Here is a 17,051-nt window from a genome sequence, read left to right on the forward strand (position 1 = left end):
CGTGGGAATCCCCGACTCGGAGAGCCGTCCCGTCTCGGAACGGCCTCAGGGATGTGTGTAGTACGCGACGGTCTCCGCGTCGTCCTCCTCGTCACTTTCGTGCCGATCGATCCGCGCGAACCCGACCCGCTCGAACTGCACCAGTTCGTCGGGCTCGAGGTCGGCGACGCCGGGCTCGGCGTGGCCCGTGACGTCGCCGTCGATCGTCCGCATGCGGAGGGGGACGCGGCCGTCGGCCGGCACCCAGTGGACGACGTCGACGCCCTCCTCGCGGACCACGTCGAGATCGTCGGTGGCGTACCGTAACGCGCCGTCCTCGAGTTCGAACCCGCCCAGTCCCTTCAGCCAGAGCCGCGTGTCCTCGACGGCCGGGTCGGGGAGGTCCTCGGCCTCGAGCATGACCGAGTCGCCGACGGGGATCTCTCGGACGCCCCGTTCCTCGTGGTTGGGGTGCAGCGGCGGGTTCGCCTCGGCGGGCGGGTCACCGGCGAGGGGGACCTGATTGCCGTCGCGGACGAAGAAGCGGCGGTCCGTCTCCTCGTCGATCAGGTCGCGGTTGGCGGCGTAGATCGAACTCATCGCCAGATCGACGTCGCTGGTCGAGGTGCCGAGGCCGACCATCGCCTCGACGATGGCCTCGCCCCGAATACCGCGCCGGCGCAGGCTCTTGAGCGTCGGCGCTCGCGGGTCGTCCCAGCCGTCGAGTTCGCCTCGCTCGATCAGCTCCGAGATGGTCGAGGTACTCATCTTGACGTCGTAGTCGTCGAGTTGGACGTGGCCCCAGTGGACGACTTCCGGATACTCCCAGTCGAAGTAGTCGTAGACGAACTGTTGGCGCTTCGCGGAGTCCTGCAGGTCGATCCCGCGGATGATGTGGGTGATCCCGAGCAGGTGATCGTCGATCCCCGACTGGAAGTCGAGCATCGGCCAGCAGCGGTACTCGCTGGCTTCCTCGCGGGGGTGTGGCGTATCGATCATCCGGAAGGCGACCCAGTCCCGCAGTGCCGGGTTCTTGTGTTCGATGTCCGTTTTCACGCGGAGAACCATCTCACCGCTTTCGTACTCGCCGTCGATCATGGCCGCGAACTCCTCGCGGACCGTCTCGACGTCTTTCTCGCGGTGGGGACAGGCCTCGCCGCTGTTTTTCAACTCGGAGAATTCCTCGCCCGAGCAGGAGCAGGTGTAGGCCCCGCCGAGGTCGATCAGCTCGCGGGCGTGGTCGTAGTAGGTCTCGAGGCGATCGCTGGCCTTGTAAACGTCGTCGGGCTCGAAGCCGAGATATTCGAGGTCCTCGAGGATCGCGTCGTAGGCCTCGAGATCGGGCCGCTTGGTCTCGGGGTCGGTGTCGTCGAAGCGCACGCAGAACCAGCCGTCGTAGCGCTCGCGATAGGTGCCGATGACGGCGGGCATCCGGGCGTGGCCGACGTGCCACGGGCCGTTGGGGTTGGGCGCACACCGCATCCGGATCTCGTCGTAGTCGTCCGCGTTCGGGAGGTCGGGGAGGTCGTGTTCGTCTTCTTCTTCCTCGGCCTCGATCTCGGCGAGTTCCGCGGGCGCGAGTTCCTCGAGGCGCTCGCGTTTCTCGTCGTAGCCGAGATCGTTGACCCGGCCGACGACGCCGCCGGCGATGCCCGGAATCTCGTCGCCGTGTTGGCGGAAGTCGGGGTTGTCGCCCATCAGCGGCCCCATGATGGCACCGACGTCGGCGTCGCTCTCGTGTTTGACGGCGTTCAACAGCGCGTGCTTCTCGACCTCGCGCTCGATGCGTTCGCGTAAGTCGTCGTCCATTACCGGCCGGTACTTCCGCCCGGGCCAAAACCCTCGCGATTCGGGCCGCAACCGACGCACACAACGGCGGCTACCCGTGACGGGTCGGGGAAGTCACTACCGGCACACCCATCCCCGTCCTGTGGCCGTACCGAAAGATCGGTACGATAGCCCGTCTCGGTCTCGAGGTCCCCCTCGTCTTCTCGGAGCGATGCGACCGGAACGTCGGTTCGCTCGACCAGCGTGTAGAACTCGCCGGCCGTCCCCTCACGGGGCTCGCTCGGCGCGACGGGTTCGATCTCGTTTTCGTTCGGGCCGGCGGTCCCGAGGACCGAGTCGAGACAGTCGGCGGTTGCGATCGCACCGACCGCCATTGCCGTCCCGAGTAGGTCGCGTCGGGAGAGCCCGCCGGCTCCGTCCGTGGAGCCGTCAGTCATACCAACCACTCGGTGGGGAATTCGCAACAGAATCCGGGCGAAATCGAACGCCGTCTCGAGCGGTGCGTCGCCCGTGCCGACCGCCAGCGGGTGCCCGATCGAGCGTCAGTAGCCGCGTTCGATCAGGTAATCCGCCAGCTCACAGAGCAGGTCGCGGGCCTCGTTGTCCGGCAGTACCTCGAGTCGGCGCTTGCCCCGTTCGACGAGATCGGTCGCGGTTTCGTCGGCGTAGGCGATCGAGCCCGACGCCTCGAGTTCGGCGACGGCGTCGTCGATCTCGGCCTCCGTGACCGCCTCGACGTCGTCGGTATCGACGAGGTTCTCGACGTCGACGCCCTGCTCGCGGGCGTGGACGGTGATCAGGGTCTGTTTGTTCTCGACGAGGTCGCTCCCGCGCTGTTTGCCCAGTTGTTCGCTCGGGACGGTCAGATCGAGGACGTCGTCCCGGATCTGGAACGCGCGGCCGATGTCGAGCCCGTAGCCGTAGAGTTCCTCGATGGTCTCGTCGTCGGCCCCGAGCAAGATCGCGGGGAGACACGCCGACGCGGCGTACAACACGGCCGTCTTCTGTTCGACCATCTCGAGGTACTCGTCGGGGGAAACGTCGGCCCGTTCCTCGAAGGTGACATCCAGCGACTGGCCCTCACAGATGTCCGTACAGGTCGTCGCCAGCACGTCGAGCGCGTCGACGATCCGATCCGACTCCGCACCCGTTTCGAGCATGATCTCGAAGGCCTTCGAGTAGAGCGTGTCGCCGGCGAGGATCGCCGTCTCGAGGTCGTACTCCTTGTGGACGGCCGGCACCCCACGGCGGAGGTCGTCGTCGTCCATGATGTCGTCGTGGATCAGGGTAAACGACTGGATGACCTCGACGCTGACCGCGGCGGCCATCATATCGACCGGTCCGCTCCCGTCGACGGGGTCGAACGAGCGGTAGTCCGCCGACAGCGGATCGACGTCGGTCAGCGCCTCCGCGGTCGTCAGCAACACCGTCGGTCGGAGTCGCTTGCCGCCCGCATCGAGCAAGTAGCGGGAGGCCTCGTAGAGCCGCTCGGGCCGCTTGATCGGTAGCTCCTCGGGAATCGCGTCGTTGACCTGCTCGCGGCGCTTCCGGACCGCCTCGAGCACCGCCTCTTCGCGTGCCTCTGGGCTCGTCATATCAGTCGACTAGCTGGATGAGGTTCCCGTTGCGTGTCACGTGAAGATCTCGGCCCATCTTGTAGCCCTCGCTCTCACAGAGATTGACGTAGCTGGAGAAGCCGCTCATGTCCTGGTGGGCAGGGATGACGTGTTGCGGTTGGAGCGCATCGAGCATCTCGTAGTGCCCCTCTTGGTTGAGGTGACCAGAGACGTGGATGTCGTCGTAGACGCGTGCGCCCTGCATGCCGAGCAACTTCTCGGCCTGGTAGCGCTGGCCCTCGTTGGTCGGCTCCGGGATGACCCGTGCCGAGAAGACGACTTTGTCGCCGTCGTCCAGTTCGTAGGGCGTCTCGCCGCGGGCCATTCGGGTGAGCATCGCGCGGGGCTCGCCCTGGTGGCCGGTGACGATGGGCAAGTAGTTCTCCTTGCCTTCGTTCATGATTCGTTTGAACGTCCGGTCGACGGATTTGCGGTGGCCGAACATTCCCAGATCCGAGGGGAAGTCGATGAAGTCGAGCCGTTCGGCAGTGCCCGAATACTTCTCCATCGACCGCCCGAGCAGGACCGGCTGCCGGCCGATGTCGTCGGCGAACTCGACCAGCGATTTGACGCGGGCGATGTGGCTCGAGAACGTCGTCGCGACGATGCCGCCGTCGTAATCTTCCACACTGTAGAGGACGTCCCGGAGGTGTTCGCGGGCGACCTTCTCGGAGGGGGTCCGTCCCTTCTTGTTGGCGTTGGTACAGTCCTCGATGTAACACAGCACGCCGTTGCCCTCGCGACCGATCTCGCGGAACCGCTCCATGTCGATCGGGTCGCCGATGACGGGCGTGTGGTCCATGCGCTTGTCAAGCCCGTAGACGATCGCCCCCTCGGGCGTGTGAAGGACCGGGTTAATGGCGTCGATGATCGAGTGGGTGACGTTGACGAACTCGAGTTCGTTGCGGTCGCCGATCGACATCGTCTCGCCGGCCTCCATCTTGACGAGGTCGTTCTCGACGCCGAACTTCTGTTCGCCCTCGATCTGTTGTTTGACCAGCTCGATCGTAAACGGCGACGCGACGATCGGCGCGTCGTATCGGTGTGCTAGCTTCGAGATGGCACCGATGTGGTCGAGGTGCCCGTGGGTCGGCACGATGGCCTTGACGTCGCCCTCGAGGTCGCTCATGACCCGATCGTCCGGGATTGCGCCCATATCGATCAGGTCGAGACTGTGCATCCGCTCGGTTTCGACGTTGTCGTGGATCAGGACCTGCGAGAGGTTCAGACCCATGTCGAAGATGACGACGTCGTCGCCGGCGCGGACGGCAGTCATCTGCCGTCCGACTTCTTCGTAGCCGCCAATGGTTGCGATTTCGATTTCCATGGTTCGTAGCACTGAAAGCCGCGTGATGGACTCTCATCGAAACTGTCCGCGGACGCCTAGTCGTACGGCCCCGGCGTCTTGCAGCGCGTCGGCCATCCCGCTATGCGCTCGCGGGGACGATCGTCCCCGTCCGGCTCACGACATCGTGAGCCACCGAACGCACTTGCCCGCGGGTTTCGTTGCTCCCTCCTACACGCCCGGGCATTAAAAACGCAGTGGGTTGGCCGTCCGGAGCGACCGTCTCGTGGGGGCGGTCCGGGCGGAACGCGGGGGGCTGTCATGGGTTTCGAGACACCGTAATCCATTTCTCTATTCGGCCGAAACCGGTGGGCAATACATGCTTTCGGAGGGATCGTCGTGTACGTAATCATCGTCGGTGCCGGCGAGGTCGGGCGCTCGATCGCCGCGAACCTCGAGGACGGCCACGACGTGGTCGTCATCGACCGCGACGCGAACGTCGTCGAGGAACTCACCTACTCGCTGGACGTGCTGACGATTCGGGGCGACGGGACCGACCTTGAGATCCTTCGTGAGGCGGACCTCGAGCGGGCGGAACTGGTCATCGCCTGTACCGACAACGACGAGACCAACGCGGTCGTCTGTGGCGCGGCCAAGGCCGCGACGGACGTCTTCACGGTCGCTCGAGTGCGCCGCCGGACGCTGCTGGAAACGTGGCAGGGATCGCAGGGTGCCTTCGGCGTCGATTTCATGGTCTGTACGGACCTGTTGACCGCGCGGGCGATCTTCCGTATCTCCGGCCTGCCCAGCGCACACGACGTCGACACGTTCGCCGGCGGACTGGTCCGGATGGCCGAGTTCGACATTCCGACGGATAGTCCGATCGTGGACCTGACCGTCAGCGAGGCCGACTGTTACGACTCGCTGACGTTCGCGGCGATCTTCCGCGACGATGAGATGATCGTAACCCGGGGTGACACACACATTCGGGCGGGCGACCGGGTCGTCGTCATCGGTAGTCCCGACTCGATCAACGAGTTCGCCGACGAGGTCGCGACCAAACCGGACGACGCCGAGGAGGTCGTCATCGTCGGCGGCAGCGAGGTCGGTTACCAGGCGGCCCGCGAGTTCGAGGACCACGGGTTCCGGCCGCGGCTGATCGAGCGGGACCACGAACGGGCCCGCGAGATCGCCGAATCGCTGCCGAACACGATGGTCATGGAAAGCGACGCGACCAACTCCGAGTTCCTCGCGCGCGAACACGTCGGCGAGGCCGACGTCGTCGTCGCCGCCTTAGACAGCGACGAGAAGAACCTGCTCGTCTCCCTGCTTGCCGATCGGCTCGGCGTCGACCGTACCGTCGCGATCATCGAGAACCCCGAGTACGCCGACCTCTTCGAGACCGTCGGGATCGACGTCGCGATCAACCCCCGCGAGGAGACCGCCGAAGAGATCATCCGGTTTACCCGGACCGACAACACCGAGAAGATCGCGATGCTTGAACACGACCGTGCCGAGGTCATCGAGATCGAGATCGGCCCGGAGAGCGTCCTCGCCGGGCGTGAAATCGTCGACGCGACCGACGATCTCCCTCCCGGCGTCGTCATCGGCGCGATTTCGCGGTCCGGCGACCACATCACACCCCGCGGGTCGACCGTCATCGAGCCCGGCGACCACATCATCGTCTTCGTCGACGCGACGGTCCTCGACGACGTCCTCGACCTGATCTAGCGCCGCTGCTCGTTCTCCGCAGTTTCCGTCGCCACAGCCTCCGCTCTCGTCGACCAAGCACTGTCACTCGTCTCGATCCCGGTTCGACAGTCGTCTCGAGGACGAGGCGACGGGCCACCACCAACCGTCAGCGACGGACACCGAGATAAAGGACGTATGCGACGAAGAAGAGAACGTACGCCGCTGCGAGACCGACCGTAACGGTCGAGCGGCCGAGGAAGGCGATGACAAGTATCAGGACCGGCCCCGCAAGCAGGAGCGAATCGAAGACCCGGTCCTCCGCGCCCGACTCGAGGAGGTCGCCGACGATCGGGATATCAGAGACGGTCATCGGTAGAGCCCCCCGCGGTCGAAGACCGCCCGCAGCGTCACCAGCACGGGAATGATCTCGAGGCGGCCGATCCACATGTTAAAGAGGAACATGACCTTGCCGAGCGTCGGGAGCGACTCCGGCCCGGTGATACCCGCCGAGAGGCCGACGTTCCCCTGTGCGCTTGCCACTTCGAAGATAACGTTCTCGAGGGTGTACTCGCCCTGCGGGAGCATGATGAGAAGCGCGAAGGTGCCGAGCCCGAGGAAGAGGAACCAGAGCGCGGCGATGATCGCCGCTTCCTCGAACTCCTGGCGTATTTCCTGCTCGTTGAGCCGGCGGCCGTTGATCTTCAGTCGGCGGACGGCCGTCTCGGGGTAGAAGACGTCCGCGATACGGAACCGGATCCCTTTCAGGAGGGTGAGCGCTCGGATCAGCTTGATCCCGCCGACCGTCGACCCCGCCGCGCCGCCGACGACCATCCCGAACACGACGGTGAGCTGGGCCTGTGCCGACCAGCGCCCCAGCGCGACGTTCGTCGCGTCGGTCGCGGTCTGGAAGCCGGCACAGGTCGCCGCCGAGACGAACTGGAACGAGCCGTACCGGAACGCGGTAAACAGGGAGTCGTACGTGTCACTGACGTACACCAGCACGGTCAGCAGAACCGTCCCGATCCCCATGTAGATGAACACCCAGCGGGTCTGCAGGTCCGAATAGAGGTTCCGCAGGTCACCCTGCAGGATGAGATAGTGGACGGGGAACGCGATGCTGCCAAGCAGCATGATCGGGAGGAGCGCGAAGTCGATGGCCACGCTGTCGTAGGTCGCGATCGAGTTGTCAGTGATCGAGAACCCGCCGGTCGCCAGCCCCGTCATGCCGTGGTTGATCGCCCCCCAGAGCGGCATTCCGACGACCCACAGCAGCAGGATCGAGACGAACGTAAAGAGGATGAAGATCCACCAGATCGTCTGCACGGTCGAGACGATGCTCGGATGGATCCGCTCGGAGCGGGCTTCGCTCTCGTAGAGGGTCAGCGAGCCGCTCCCCGGCCGGGCGAGGATCGCCGTCGTGAGGACGATCACGCCCACGCCGCCGATCCACTCGATGAACGACCGCCACCACTGCAGCGTCCGCGGCAGGACCTCCTCGTTGTCGGTCATCGTCAGCCCGGTCCCGGTGAAGCCGCTCATGCTCTCGAAGACGGCATTGATCGGGTTCGTAAACGCCGCGAGCGTCGACGTCTGGGATGGCTCGCCGAGGATCGGCGGCGCGAGTTCGACCGTCCACGCGATGAGGAGGAACGGCAGCGAACCGAAGATCGCGACACAGAACCAGCCCAGCGCGGCGATGATCATCCCGTGGAGCTTGCCGGGCCGGGCCGCGTCCCGGAACCGCGAGGTCAAGATGTAGCCGACGGCAAAGGGGACCAGTCCCGCGACGACCAGTGCCGGAATCGCGTAGTACTCCCCCCAGATGAGCGGCACGAGGATCGAAACGAACAGCAGTCCGGCCAGCGCCTGAAAGATGCGGCCCAGGTCCCGTCCGATGGTCCGTGCCGCCCCCTTCATCCGTCACCCTCCACCGGCTTCGGAGACGCCGGTACGGTGAGGGCTTGCCGCCCCGCTCGAGGCAGGGCTCCCGAAGACGGCCGTGCGGTACCAGCGGCGTCGGTCCGGACCCACCGTCGATCGACCGTCATTGGACTCGGTCTTCGGGATGGCCGAACACGTCCGTGAGTTCGGGTTCCGCACCGAACGCCGAATAGACCGTCAGGAGGTCCCCGGCCTCGATCCGCGTATTCCCCCGTGGCGTGATCGGCGGATCCTCGCCCTCGCGTTCGATCGCGACGATGAGGACGTCCTCGGAGAGGAGGTCACCGTCAGCCGCCTCGATGAGGGTCTTCCCGGCGATCGGCGCGTTTTCCGTCACCTCTATCTCGAACACTTCCGCCTGCTCGCCGATCCGCATGTAGTCGACGATCGCCGGGCGAGCGACCGCCCGATAGAGGTATTCGGCGATGAGTTCCTGCGGATTCTCCATCGTGTTGACGCCGATCTGGCGGAACACGTTCATGTGTTCGGGATCGTGAACGACCGAGACGATGTTGGGGACCTCGTGTTCCTGGGCGAGCAGACAGACCATGATGTTGGTCGCGTCCCGGTCGGTCGTACTGATCAGGGCGTCCGCCCGCTCGATGCCGGCGTCCTGAAGCGCATTGTGATCGGTTGCATCGTCCTCGAGAATCAGACAGTCGTACGTACCGGCGGCCCGATCCGCTCGTTCGGGATCGTTCTCAATGACGACGACTTCGTTTCCCGAACGCGTCGCGATATCGATGAGGGGTTGGCCGATATCGCCCGCACCGACGATGACGATATACATTAGATCGGTGTTCTTGCGTGACCGTTGAAAATATACCGCTTCGGTGACCGTCTCGGTCGCCCCGAACGAGAGGAACTCGATCCCGTGCGAATCCGTCGAGAGAGCTACCGTGACGGGATCATTTCCACGGCCAGTCCCGTTGGCGCTGCCGTCTCGATCGCTCCGTGGTTTCCGACAGAATCCGTTCGATCGCCCAACCGGCCCACAGGAAGACGACCGCGATGAAAACGGCCATCTCGAGTCGGATCACCTCCCCGTATCGGACGGCAAGGACGAGGGCCATGATCGCCACCGCGGCGGCGACGACGCCAAAGACGTCGTAGAACGTATGTGGGTGGCGAACGCTTGGTAATCGAACGTGCATAGTACTATCTACGCGCTGTCAGTATATAATCCTATTCACGAAACCGATCGATACTCCCCCTTCGAGGCCCATTTTCGAGGTGCTTTTTCGCCGGCCACAACGGTGTCACGGGTGGAAACCGTCTTACGATGGATTAATGGGACCGAATCGAAATGCGATAACTACCGTGTCTAGATGTACTTCCGCGAGCGGGGTGTTCCATGCGGCTCCGAACTGACTGGCGCGCCAGCGTCGCGCTCGTCGGAACCGTTCTCAAGTATCTCTCCGTGCCGCTGGTCCTTCCGCTCGTCGTGGCGCTTATCTATCGCGATCCAGTCGTCCCGTTCGTCGCGACGATCGCGCTGACGGTCGCAGTCGGCGAGGGTCTCGAGCGGCTCAGCCCCGAACCGGACCTCGATATCCGCGAGGCGATGCTGTTCGTCGCGATCTCGTGGCTCGCCGTCGCGGTCGTGGGGGCAGTGCCGTACGTGATCGCGGGCTGGGGGACCGAGTCGACGCTTGCCCATCCCGTCAACGCCCTCTTCGAGTCGATGTCCGGGTTCACGACGACGGGAGCGACCGTCCTGGGCGAAATTTCCCTCGAGCGCCATTCCCACGCGATCATGATGTGGCGACAGCTCACCCAGTGGCTCGGCGGGATGGGGATCATCGTGTTGATGGTCGCGATCCTCCCTGAAATCGCCGTCAGCGGTGCCCAGCTCGTCGATTCGGAGGCTCCGGGCCCCGAGCTACAGAAACTCACGCCGCGGATCGCGGAGACCGCCCGTATCCTCTGGCTGGTCTACTTCGCCTTTACCATCGTCTATATCGCTATTCTCTACGGCTTGCACCTCGCGGGAGCGGCACCTAACATGGGGCTGTACAACGCCATCGCCCACGGGTTCACGACGCTCCCGACCGGCGGGTTCTCGCCGGAGGCCGACAGCGTCGCGGCCTTCTCGGCGGCCGTGCAGTGGACCGCCGTGCCGTTCATGATCATCGCCGGGACCAACTTCGCGCTGTTCTGGCACGTCTTCAGCGGGGAGGGCCACCGCTTCGTCCGCAACTCCGAGTTCCGCGCCTACATCACCGCGATCGCCGGACTCACCGCCCTCTTGGCCGGGATGCTCTACGTTGGCACCGCGCCTGCCTTGGCGGAACTCGGCGGCGTGACCGAAGGCGTGTTCGAGAACTCGCTGCGCCAGAGCGCCTTCCAGATCTCCTCGCTGTTGACCTCGACGGGGTACGCGACCAGTGACTTCGTCGACTGGAGTTCGACGGGGAAGATCGTCCTCCTGTTCGCGATGCTCGTGGGCGGCTGTGCCGGCTCGACGGGTGGCGGCGTCAAGGTCGTCCGATGGCTGATCATCTTCAAAGTCCTTCGGCGGGAGCTGTTTACCGCGTCCCACCCCGAGGTCGTCCGTCCGATCCGGCTCGGCGGCAATGTCGTCGACGAGGACGCCATCCGGGGCGTCCTCGGCTTTACCTTCATGTACCTCATCATCTTCGCCGGCGCGACCCTGCTGATCGCGCTGGACGTCAGTCGGGCCAGCGCGATCGCGAACTTCTCCCCGCTCGAGGCCTTCAGCGCGAGCCTCGCGACGATCGGGAACATCGGCCCCGGCTTCGGCCACCTCGGACCGTTCGGCAGCTACCTGGATTTCCCGGTCCCATCGAAACTCCTGATGATCTTCCTGATGTGGATCGGCCGCCTCGAGATCATCCCGGTACTGATCCTCTTTACCGGCGGGTTCTGGACCCGCTGAACGGATCGGCTCGCCTCCGTGCGGTCGATCCCGCTCCCTGCTCTCGCGTTCATCCGATTCCCGTCAGTCCCGACACGGCCACGATCTGCACCACGGATGCGCCGGGACCCAGTAATAGCACCCCTCCTCAGTCGATCGTCGTCCCCGGGTTCTCGCCCGCGAGGAACGACGCCAAGCCCTCGAGCCCGAAGATCGACGCCTCGGCCTCGAGATCGAGCAGCGTCCGCACCTTGCCGGCCATCCCGCCGGTCACGTCGGTCGCCTCGCTGGCTCCCAGGACGTCGGCGACGGCGTCGAAGTCGTCGATCCGGTCGATGACCGCATCCTCGCCGTCCAGTACGCCGGGCACCGTCGAACAGAGCCCGACCCGATCGGCCTCAAGGGCTCGAGCCAACGCCGCCACCAGTTCGTCGCCGCTGACGACGGTCGCGCCTTCGCCTGCGTGGGCGATCATATCGCCGTGGAGGACGGGAACGAATCCCTCGGCGAGCATCGTCTCGACCTGCCCGGTCGGCAGATCGAGTTCGCCCTCGCCGTCGCGATGGCCCGCCGAGAAGGGATGGACCGGCACCGCCTCGACGTCGCGCTCGAGCAGCCGTCCGAGGACGAACTGATTGAGCGTCTTCATGGCGCCGTGAATATCGAGCGCCGCGGTCGCGTCGCGGGTCCCCGCCGTCGTGGTGACGCCGTGTTCGCTGGCGTTGTGGTGGCCGAAACTGCCGCCGCCGTGGACGACGACGAGGTCCTCATCGTCCTCGAGCGCAGCGATCGCGTCCGCCGCCCGCGCCAGGGCGTCGCCGTCGAGGGTCTCCGGCCGGTCCTTTGCGGTGATGACGCTGCCGCCGAGTTTCAGGACGATCATTCGACCCGCTTCACCCCGGTTTCTGCCAGTTCGGCGCGGAAGGCGTCCTCACAGCCCGGTGTGAACGAGAGTGCGGTCTCGGTCTCCTCGGTGGGATCGAGCGCGACGATACAGCCCCCGCCGCCGGCACCGGTCAACTTCGCGCCGTGAGCGCCCGCGTCGCGGGCTGCCCAGACCATCGTGTCCAGCGAGCGTGAGGAGACCCCCAGCGCGGAGAGCAGGCCGTGGTTGAAGTCCATCAGTCGACCGATCTCCTCGACATCGCCGTCGGCGAGGGCGTCCTCGCCGTTGCGAACCACGTCGCCGATGGCTTCGACCGTGTGGGCCGCGAAGTCGTACTCCTCGCGGAGGTCCCGGACGCCCGCGACCAGCTGGCCGGTCTCGCCCGCGCCGCCGTCGAACCCGATCACGATCGGGAGTTCCGGTGCCTCGAGCGAGCGACAGTCGTCGCCCTCGACCCGGACCGCGCCGCCGGTCGCCGAGCAGAACGTGTCGGCGCGGGAGGCCTGGCCGTCCTGGACCTGTGACTCCGTTCGATAGGCTCGCTCGGCGAGTTCGTCGCGGTCCAAGGTGACGCCGAGTTCTCGAGTGGCCGCGTCGATGGCGGCGACGACGACCGCCGCCGAGGACCCCAGACCCGCCCCGAGCGGGATGTCGCTCTCGATGGTCACGTCGAAGCCGGCCTCTTCCGCACCGGTGACCTCGCGGACCTGTTCGATCGCACCGTCGACGTACTGGGTCGCCGCCGTCACCAGCGATTCGGGGACGTCCACGTCGGGGCGAGCGTCGGCTGTCGCCCCGTACTCGACGGTGAACCCGTTCAGGCTCAGGTCCTCCGCGTTGACCCGGAGTCGCCCGTCGTCCCGTCGCCGGACCTCGACGCGGGCCCGCCGCTCGATCGCACACGGGACGGCGGGCTCGCCGTACACCACCGCATGCTCCCCGAAGAGGTACACCTTGCCGGGAGCGCTCGAGAGTGTCATGGCCGGCCGTTCGTCCGAGGGGGAGTAATAGCTGTCTGTGTCGCTGTCGCCGCGCTGTAGTCGGACTTATGTCGGTGCGTCCGCTGGTCGCCCGTATGTCGCTGGTCTTGCCGAGCGAACTCGTCGTCGACCGGTTCCTGCCGACGGTTCGGGCGATGCTGGCCGCCCGACTCGCGGACCGCGGGCTGACTCAGCGGGAGATCGCCGCCGAACTCGGCGTCACGCAGGCCGCAGTCAGCACGTACGTCGCCGGCGAGGGCGGCGGCGACGGCCGCTTTCGCGACGATCCCGAGACGGTTGCGACCGTCGACCGGATCGCGGACGGCCTCGCCGACGGTGAGATGGACGGCTACGACGCCCTGTCCGAACTGCTCTCGCTCGTCCGCAGCCTCGAGGACCGCGGGCCGATCTGTGAACTCCACGAGGAGGAGATGCCCGCGTTACGGGGACTGGGCTGTGACCTCTGTGTCCGGGGCCTCGATCCCGATGTCCGCGCCGAGCGGGACGTCCTCGCGAACGTCCGGACGGCGGCACGGACACTCGCTTCGGTCCCCGGGATGGTTGATGCCGTCCCGAACGTCGGGACCAACGTCGGGATGTCGCTTCCCGGCCCGACCGACGAGACCGACGTCGCCGCCATCCCCGGCCGGATCTACGCCATGGGCGGCCGGATAGAGATCCCCGCGAACCCCGAGTTCGGCGCGTCGAAACACGTTGCAACGGCCGTCCTCGCCGCCAACGACACCGACCCCGATATCCGGGCGGCGATCAACGTCGCTACCCACGACGGCCTGCTCGCTGCGGCCCGATCGCGGGGGATCGATCCCCTCGAGTTCGATGCCGACTACGAGGACCGCGGCGAGCATCTCGGCGACCGGTTCGCGGACCGCGGTGCCGTCCCCGCCGTCGCCTACCACCGGGGCGCGTTCGGAATCGAACCGGTGACCTACGTCTTCGGGGCAACGGCCGTCGAGGCTGCCGAACTGGTCGGGGAGTTACTCGCGGCCCGGTCCACGTCGGCGGCCGACGGTTCCGCCTAGCCGCTGAGTTCGCTCCCCCGATCTCCGCCCCGCCGTTCGCGTTCGAGCGTTCGACAGCCCAGGGCCAACCGATTCGGTAACGCCCCCGCGTTCGCGTACAGGCTCTGTAGGACGAGTCCGGCGTCCTCGAAATTACAGCCGCGGTAGGCACGCAACGGCTCCTGTTCCCATTCGACGATCCGTTCCCGCTCCAGCAGCGGGAGGTGATGGTGTCGCAACCGAAGCCGTACCCGCTCGAGATCCGTGTCGATGTTCGGGTTCGTCGCGACTTCCGGTAATGGAACCGACTCGCCGGCCGGGACGTCCAATAGCGCGTCGATGATCTGCCGGCGCGGCTCCGCGGCGAGTATCTCGAAGATGCGATCCCATCGGTCGACGGCGGCGGCCGCCTCGCCGGACACTGGCTCGGACATGGTCGCGGACACGGCGACGTGCCCACTAAACCTTGTGGCGAGTTTCCACGCCAGTATTTAGGCATCGGTCGCCGCGGTCGCCGACCCCGAACGCTCCAGTGCGACCGCTGATCGAGGCGAACGGTGGGAAAACGAACAGTATCGAAATCGACCGAATCAGACGCCGCTTTCGAAGTCCTCGAGCGAGTAGGACGGCTCGGCACCGCGTCGATCGAGAACCTCGTTGGCGAGCAGCCAGTAGACGACCGAGAGGGCCTTGCGACCCTTGTTGTTCGTCGGGACGACCAGGTCGACGTTGCTGACCTGGTTGTTCGAGTCACACATCGCGATGACCGGGATGCCGACCGTGATGGCCTCCTTGACGGCCTGGGCGTCGCCGATCGGGTCGGTGACGACCAGCACGTCCGGCTCGATGTAGCCGTCGTACTTGGGGTTGGTCAGTGTGCCCGGGATGAAGCGGCCGGTACGGGCGCGAGCGCCGACGGCCTCGGCGAACTTCTCCGCCGGGAAGCGACCGTACTGGCGACTCGAGGTGACCAGGATCTGTTCGGGGTCGTAGTTCGCGAGGAAGTCCGCGGCCGTACGGATGCGGCCGTCGGTCTTCGAGACGTCCAGCACGTAGAGACCGTCGGTCCGGACGCGGTGGATGAACCGGTCCATGTCCTCGGTCTTTTGCTGGGTCCCGATGTGGACCCCCGCGCCGAGGTAGTCCTCGACGGGGATCAGCAGGTCCGCCTCCTCGTCGGACATGACGTCGTCGTCGAGGGTCGGTCCGGCGTCTTCCTCGGCGTCGTCGGCGTTGTCGGCGTTGTCGGCGTCGGCCGCGGGCGTTCCCTCGGCGTCGGCGGGCTGTTCGTCTACTGGCTCGACGTCCTCCTCGGCGGCGGGGCCAGCCCCTTCGGCTGGCTCCTCGTCGATGTCCTCCTCGGCGGCGTCGAGCCCTTCTTGGGTTGCGTCGTTTTCTGTCATGTCGCGTCGTCTGCGATTCGAATGAGCTCGTTGAGCTTGGCAGTTCGCTCGCCGCCGACCGCGCCCGTCTTGATGTAGGGAGCGTCGGTCGCGACGGCGAGGTGTGCGATCGTCGCGTCTTCGGTCTCGCCCGATCGGTGGGAGACGACCGAATCGTAGCCGTTCCGTCTCGCGAGTTCGATCGCGTCGACGGCGTCGGACAGCGTCCCGATCTGGTTCGGCTTGATCAGGATGCTGTTTGCCGCGCCGCGATCGATGCCCTCGACGAGCCGATCGGTGTTGGTGACGAACAGGTCGTCGCCACAGATCAGCGTCTGGTCACCGACCTCGTCGGTGAGGTCGGCGAAGGCGTCGTAGTCGTCCTCGTCGAGCGGGTCCTCGACGTAGACGAGGTCGTACTCCTCGACCAGATCGGCGATGTAGGCGATCTGTTCCTCGGTGTCGCGGCTCCGGTCGCTGTACTCGTAGGTGCCGGAATCGGCATCGTACAGCTCCGCGCCGGCGACGTCGAGGCCGAAGCCGACGTTGAAGCCGACCTCGTCCTGGACACGGGAGACCGCCTCGGCGACGATCTCGAACGCCTCGCCGTCGTCGATCGACGGTGCCCACGCGCCCTCGTCGCCTTTGCCACAGGCGATGTCACGCTCCTCGAGCAGGTCGGCGACGGTCCCGTGAACGGCCGCGTTGGCGAAGACGGCGTCGGCGACGCTCGGCGCGCCGACGGGCGCGGCGAGGAACTCCTGGATGTCTGTCGCGTCGGCAGCGTGTTCGCCGCCGCCGACGACGTTCCCGAGCGGGATCGGGAAGTTGTCACCGCGGAACGTCCCACCCAGATGTTGGAACAGCGGGGCACCGAGGACGTCGGCACCGGCCTTGGCTGCGGCCATCGAGATCGCGACCGCGCTGTTGGCACCGATCTCCGAGAAGTCGTCGGTCCCGTCGGCGGCATGGAGCGCGGCGTCAACGTCGCGCTGGTTGCCCGCGTAGACCTCGCCGACCAGTCGGGGAACGGCGTGTTCCCGTGCCGCGGCGATCGCTTCGCCGGGCGGCCGTTCGACGGCCTCGTACTCGCCGGTACTGGCACCGCTGGGTGCCGCGGCGCGGCCGAAGCCGCCGCTTTCGGTCAGAACGTCGGCCTCGACCGTCGGGTTGCCCCGCGAGTCGAGGATGCGACGCAGCCGAACGTCGGTGATCAGCGTCATTTCCGGTCGTACCCCCGCTTGACGGTAAAGGGCAACACGCCGGCGTCGTACTCCTCGGCGGCGATGAGGATCGGTTGGGTCTGCTCCGTCTCGATCAACACCGGCGCGCCGTAGGAGACCTGCAGCGCTCGCGCGCCGAGGATGCGTGCCTTCTCGTAGCGGTTGTGTTGTTGTTGCATGGGTTACTGGTACGGGGAGACGACGTCGACGAGATCCTCGTGACTGACGAGCATGCGCCGACAGCAGTAGCGGTCGACACCGAGTTCGTCGAGGACCTTTTCGGGGTCCTCGTCGCCCTCGTTGGCCCGCTCGTCGAACTCCTCCCAGTGTTCGCCGACGACGTTACCACAGGTGAAACACCGGACCGGTACCATCATGATTG

At 66.1% G+C, this 17,051-nt stretch carries 18 protein-coding genes; 3 read left to right on the plus strand and 15 right to left on the minus strand.

Annotated elements, in window-relative coordinates; genetic code table 11:
- Window positions 1-45 precede the first annotated feature (45 nt).
- From ACERIM_RS13745 to ACERIM_RS13760, 4 genes are all read right to left on the minus strand, one after another.
- The gene (locus tag ACERIM_RS13745; RefSeq protein WP_373633157.1) at window positions 46-1,788 is read right to left on the minus strand and encodes a glutamate--tRNA ligase; all 1,743 of its coding nucleotides are present in this window, start codon (window positions 1,786-1,788) and stop codon (window positions 46-48) included.
- Window positions 1,788-2,204 carry a hypothetical protein gene (locus ACERIM_RS13750; protein WP_373633158.1) on the minus strand — a complete coding sequence of 139 codons (417 nt, stop codon included), beginning with the start codon at window positions 2,202-2,204 and terminating at the stop codon, window positions 1,788-1,790. The genes ACERIM_RS13745 and ACERIM_RS13750 overlap by 1 nt, the downstream gene beginning before the upstream one ends.
- A 105-nt stretch (window positions 2,205-2,309) precedes the next feature.
- The gene (idsA3, locus tag ACERIM_RS13755) at window positions 2,310-3,362 is read right to left on the minus strand and encodes a geranylfarnesyl diphosphate synthase (protein WP_006182169.1); all 1,053 of its coding nucleotides are present in this window, start codon (window positions 3,360-3,362) and stop codon (window positions 2,310-2,312) included.
- Between the two features lies 1 nt (window position 3,363).
- Window positions 3,364-4,710 (minus strand): ribonuclease J, encoded by a 1,347-nt coding sequence (locus tag ACERIM_RS13760; RefSeq protein WP_006182168.1) that lies wholly within the window; start codon window positions 4,708-4,710, stop codon window positions 3,364-3,366.
- A 357-nt stretch (window positions 4,711-5,067) separates the two neighbouring features.
- On the opposite strand from ACERIM_RS13760, the gene trkA reads away from it, so the two are divergent.
- On the plus strand, window positions 5,068-6,399 hold the full coding sequence (gene trkA, locus ACERIM_RS13765; protein WP_373633159.1) for a Trk system potassium transporter TrkA: 1,332 nt from the start codon (window positions 5,068-5,070) through the stop codon (window positions 6,397-6,399).
- A gap of 127 nt (window positions 6,400-6,526) precedes the next feature.
- Here trkA and ACERIM_RS13770 read toward each other — a convergent pair whose 3' ends face one another.
- The 4 genes from ACERIM_RS13770 to ACERIM_RS13785 all read right to left on the minus strand — a co-directional run bounded on the left by ACERIM_RS13770 (window position 6,527) and on the right by ACERIM_RS13785 (window position 9,455).
- A complete protein-coding gene (locus ACERIM_RS13770; RefSeq protein ID WP_006650712.1) occupies window positions 6,527-6,730 on the minus strand; it encodes a hypothetical protein in 204 nt (67 codons plus the stop codon).
- Window positions 6,727-8,277 (minus strand): TrkH family potassium uptake protein, encoded by a 1,551-nt coding sequence (locus ACERIM_RS13775; protein WP_006650711.1) that lies wholly within the window; start codon window positions 8,275-8,277, stop codon window positions 6,727-6,729. The genes ACERIM_RS13770 and ACERIM_RS13775 overlap by 4 nt, the downstream gene beginning before the upstream one ends.
- Window positions 8,278-8,404: 127 nt before the next feature.
- Complete coding sequence (locus ACERIM_RS13780) at window positions 8,405-9,091, minus strand: TrkA family potassium uptake protein (RefSeq protein WP_373633160.1); 687 nt, start codon at window positions 9,089-9,091, stop codon at window positions 8,405-8,407.
- 118 nt (window positions 9,092-9,209) lie between these two features.
- Window positions 9,210-9,455 (minus strand): hypothetical protein, encoded by a 246-nt coding sequence (locus ACERIM_RS13785; protein WP_049966672.1) that lies wholly within the window; start codon window positions 9,453-9,455, stop codon window positions 9,210-9,212.
- A 200-nt stretch (window positions 9,456-9,655) separates the two neighbouring features.
- Between ACERIM_RS13785 and ACERIM_RS13790 the strand changes: the two genes are divergently transcribed.
- The gene (locus ACERIM_RS13790) at window positions 9,656-11,200 is read left to right on the plus strand and encodes a TrkH family potassium uptake protein (protein WP_373633161.1); all 1,545 of its coding nucleotides are present in this window, start codon (window positions 9,656-9,658) and stop codon (window positions 11,198-11,200) included.
- A gap of 127 nt (window positions 11,201-11,327) precedes the next feature.
- Here ACERIM_RS13790 and ACERIM_RS13795 read toward each other — a convergent pair whose 3' ends face one another.
- Together ACERIM_RS13795 and mvk are read right to left on the minus strand one after the other, a co-directional pair.
- The gene (locus ACERIM_RS13795; protein ID WP_373633162.1) at window positions 11,328-12,062 is read right to left on the minus strand and encodes an isopentenyl phosphate kinase; all 735 of its coding nucleotides are present in this window, start codon (window positions 12,060-12,062) and stop codon (window positions 11,328-11,330) included.
- Window positions 12,059-13,045, minus strand: coding sequence for a mevalonate kinase (mvk, locus tag ACERIM_RS13800; RefSeq protein ID WP_373633163.1), 987 nt, complete (start codon window positions 13,043-13,045; stop codon window positions 12,059-12,061). Before mvk ends, ACERIM_RS13795 begins: the two co-directional genes overlap by 4 nt.
- A 95-nt stretch (window positions 13,046-13,140) precedes the next feature.
- On the opposite strand from mvk, the gene ACERIM_RS13805 reads away from it, so the two are divergent.
- Window positions 13,141-14,085, plus strand: a complete 945-nt coding sequence (locus ACERIM_RS13805; protein WP_373633164.1) for a thiamine-phosphate synthase family protein — start codon at window positions 13,141-13,143, stop codon at window positions 14,083-14,085.
- On the opposite strand, the gene ACERIM_RS13810 is transcribed toward ACERIM_RS13805, so the two are convergent.
- The 5 genes from ACERIM_RS13810 to ACERIM_RS13830 all read right to left on the minus strand — a co-directional run bounded on the left by ACERIM_RS13810 (window position 14,082) and on the right by ACERIM_RS13830 (window position 17,046).
- Window positions 14,082-14,498: a hypothetical protein gene (locus ACERIM_RS13810; RefSeq protein ID WP_373633165.1), complete on the minus strand. Its 417-nt coding sequence runs from the start codon at window positions 14,496-14,498 to the stop codon at window positions 14,082-14,084. The genes ACERIM_RS13805 and ACERIM_RS13810 overlap by 4 nt on opposite strands.
- A gap of 156 nt (window positions 14,499-14,654) precedes the next feature.
- A complete protein-coding gene (gene rpsB, locus ACERIM_RS13815; protein ID WP_373633166.1) occupies window positions 14,655-15,467 on the minus strand; it encodes a 30S ribosomal protein S2 in 813 nt (270 codons plus the stop codon).
- Window positions 15,464-16,669, minus strand: a complete 1,206-nt coding sequence (gene eno / locus ACERIM_RS13820; protein WP_373633167.1) for a phosphopyruvate hydratase — start codon at window positions 16,667-16,669, stop codon at window positions 15,464-15,466. Before eno ends, rpsB begins: the two co-directional genes overlap by 4 nt.
- Window positions 16,666-16,848 carry a DNA-directed RNA polymerase subunit K gene (locus tag ACERIM_RS13825; protein WP_006182151.1) on the minus strand — a complete coding sequence of 61 codons (183 nt, stop codon included), beginning with the start codon at window positions 16,846-16,848 and terminating at the stop codon, window positions 16,666-16,668. Before ACERIM_RS13825 ends, eno begins: the two co-directional genes overlap by 4 nt.
- Before the next feature lie 3 nt (window positions 16,849-16,851).
- Window positions 16,852-17,046 (minus strand): DNA-directed RNA polymerase subunit N, encoded by a 195-nt coding sequence (locus tag ACERIM_RS13830; RefSeq protein WP_006182150.1) that lies wholly within the window; start codon window positions 17,044-17,046, stop codon window positions 16,852-16,854.
- Window positions 17,047-17,051 lie beyond the last annotated feature (5 nt).

It is taken from the genome of Natrinema sp. H-ect1 (genome assembly GCF_041821105.1).
GTDB classification, from domain to species: domain Archaea; phylum Halobacteriota; class Halobacteria; order Halobacteriales; family Natrialbaceae; genus Natrinema; species Natrinema thermotolerans.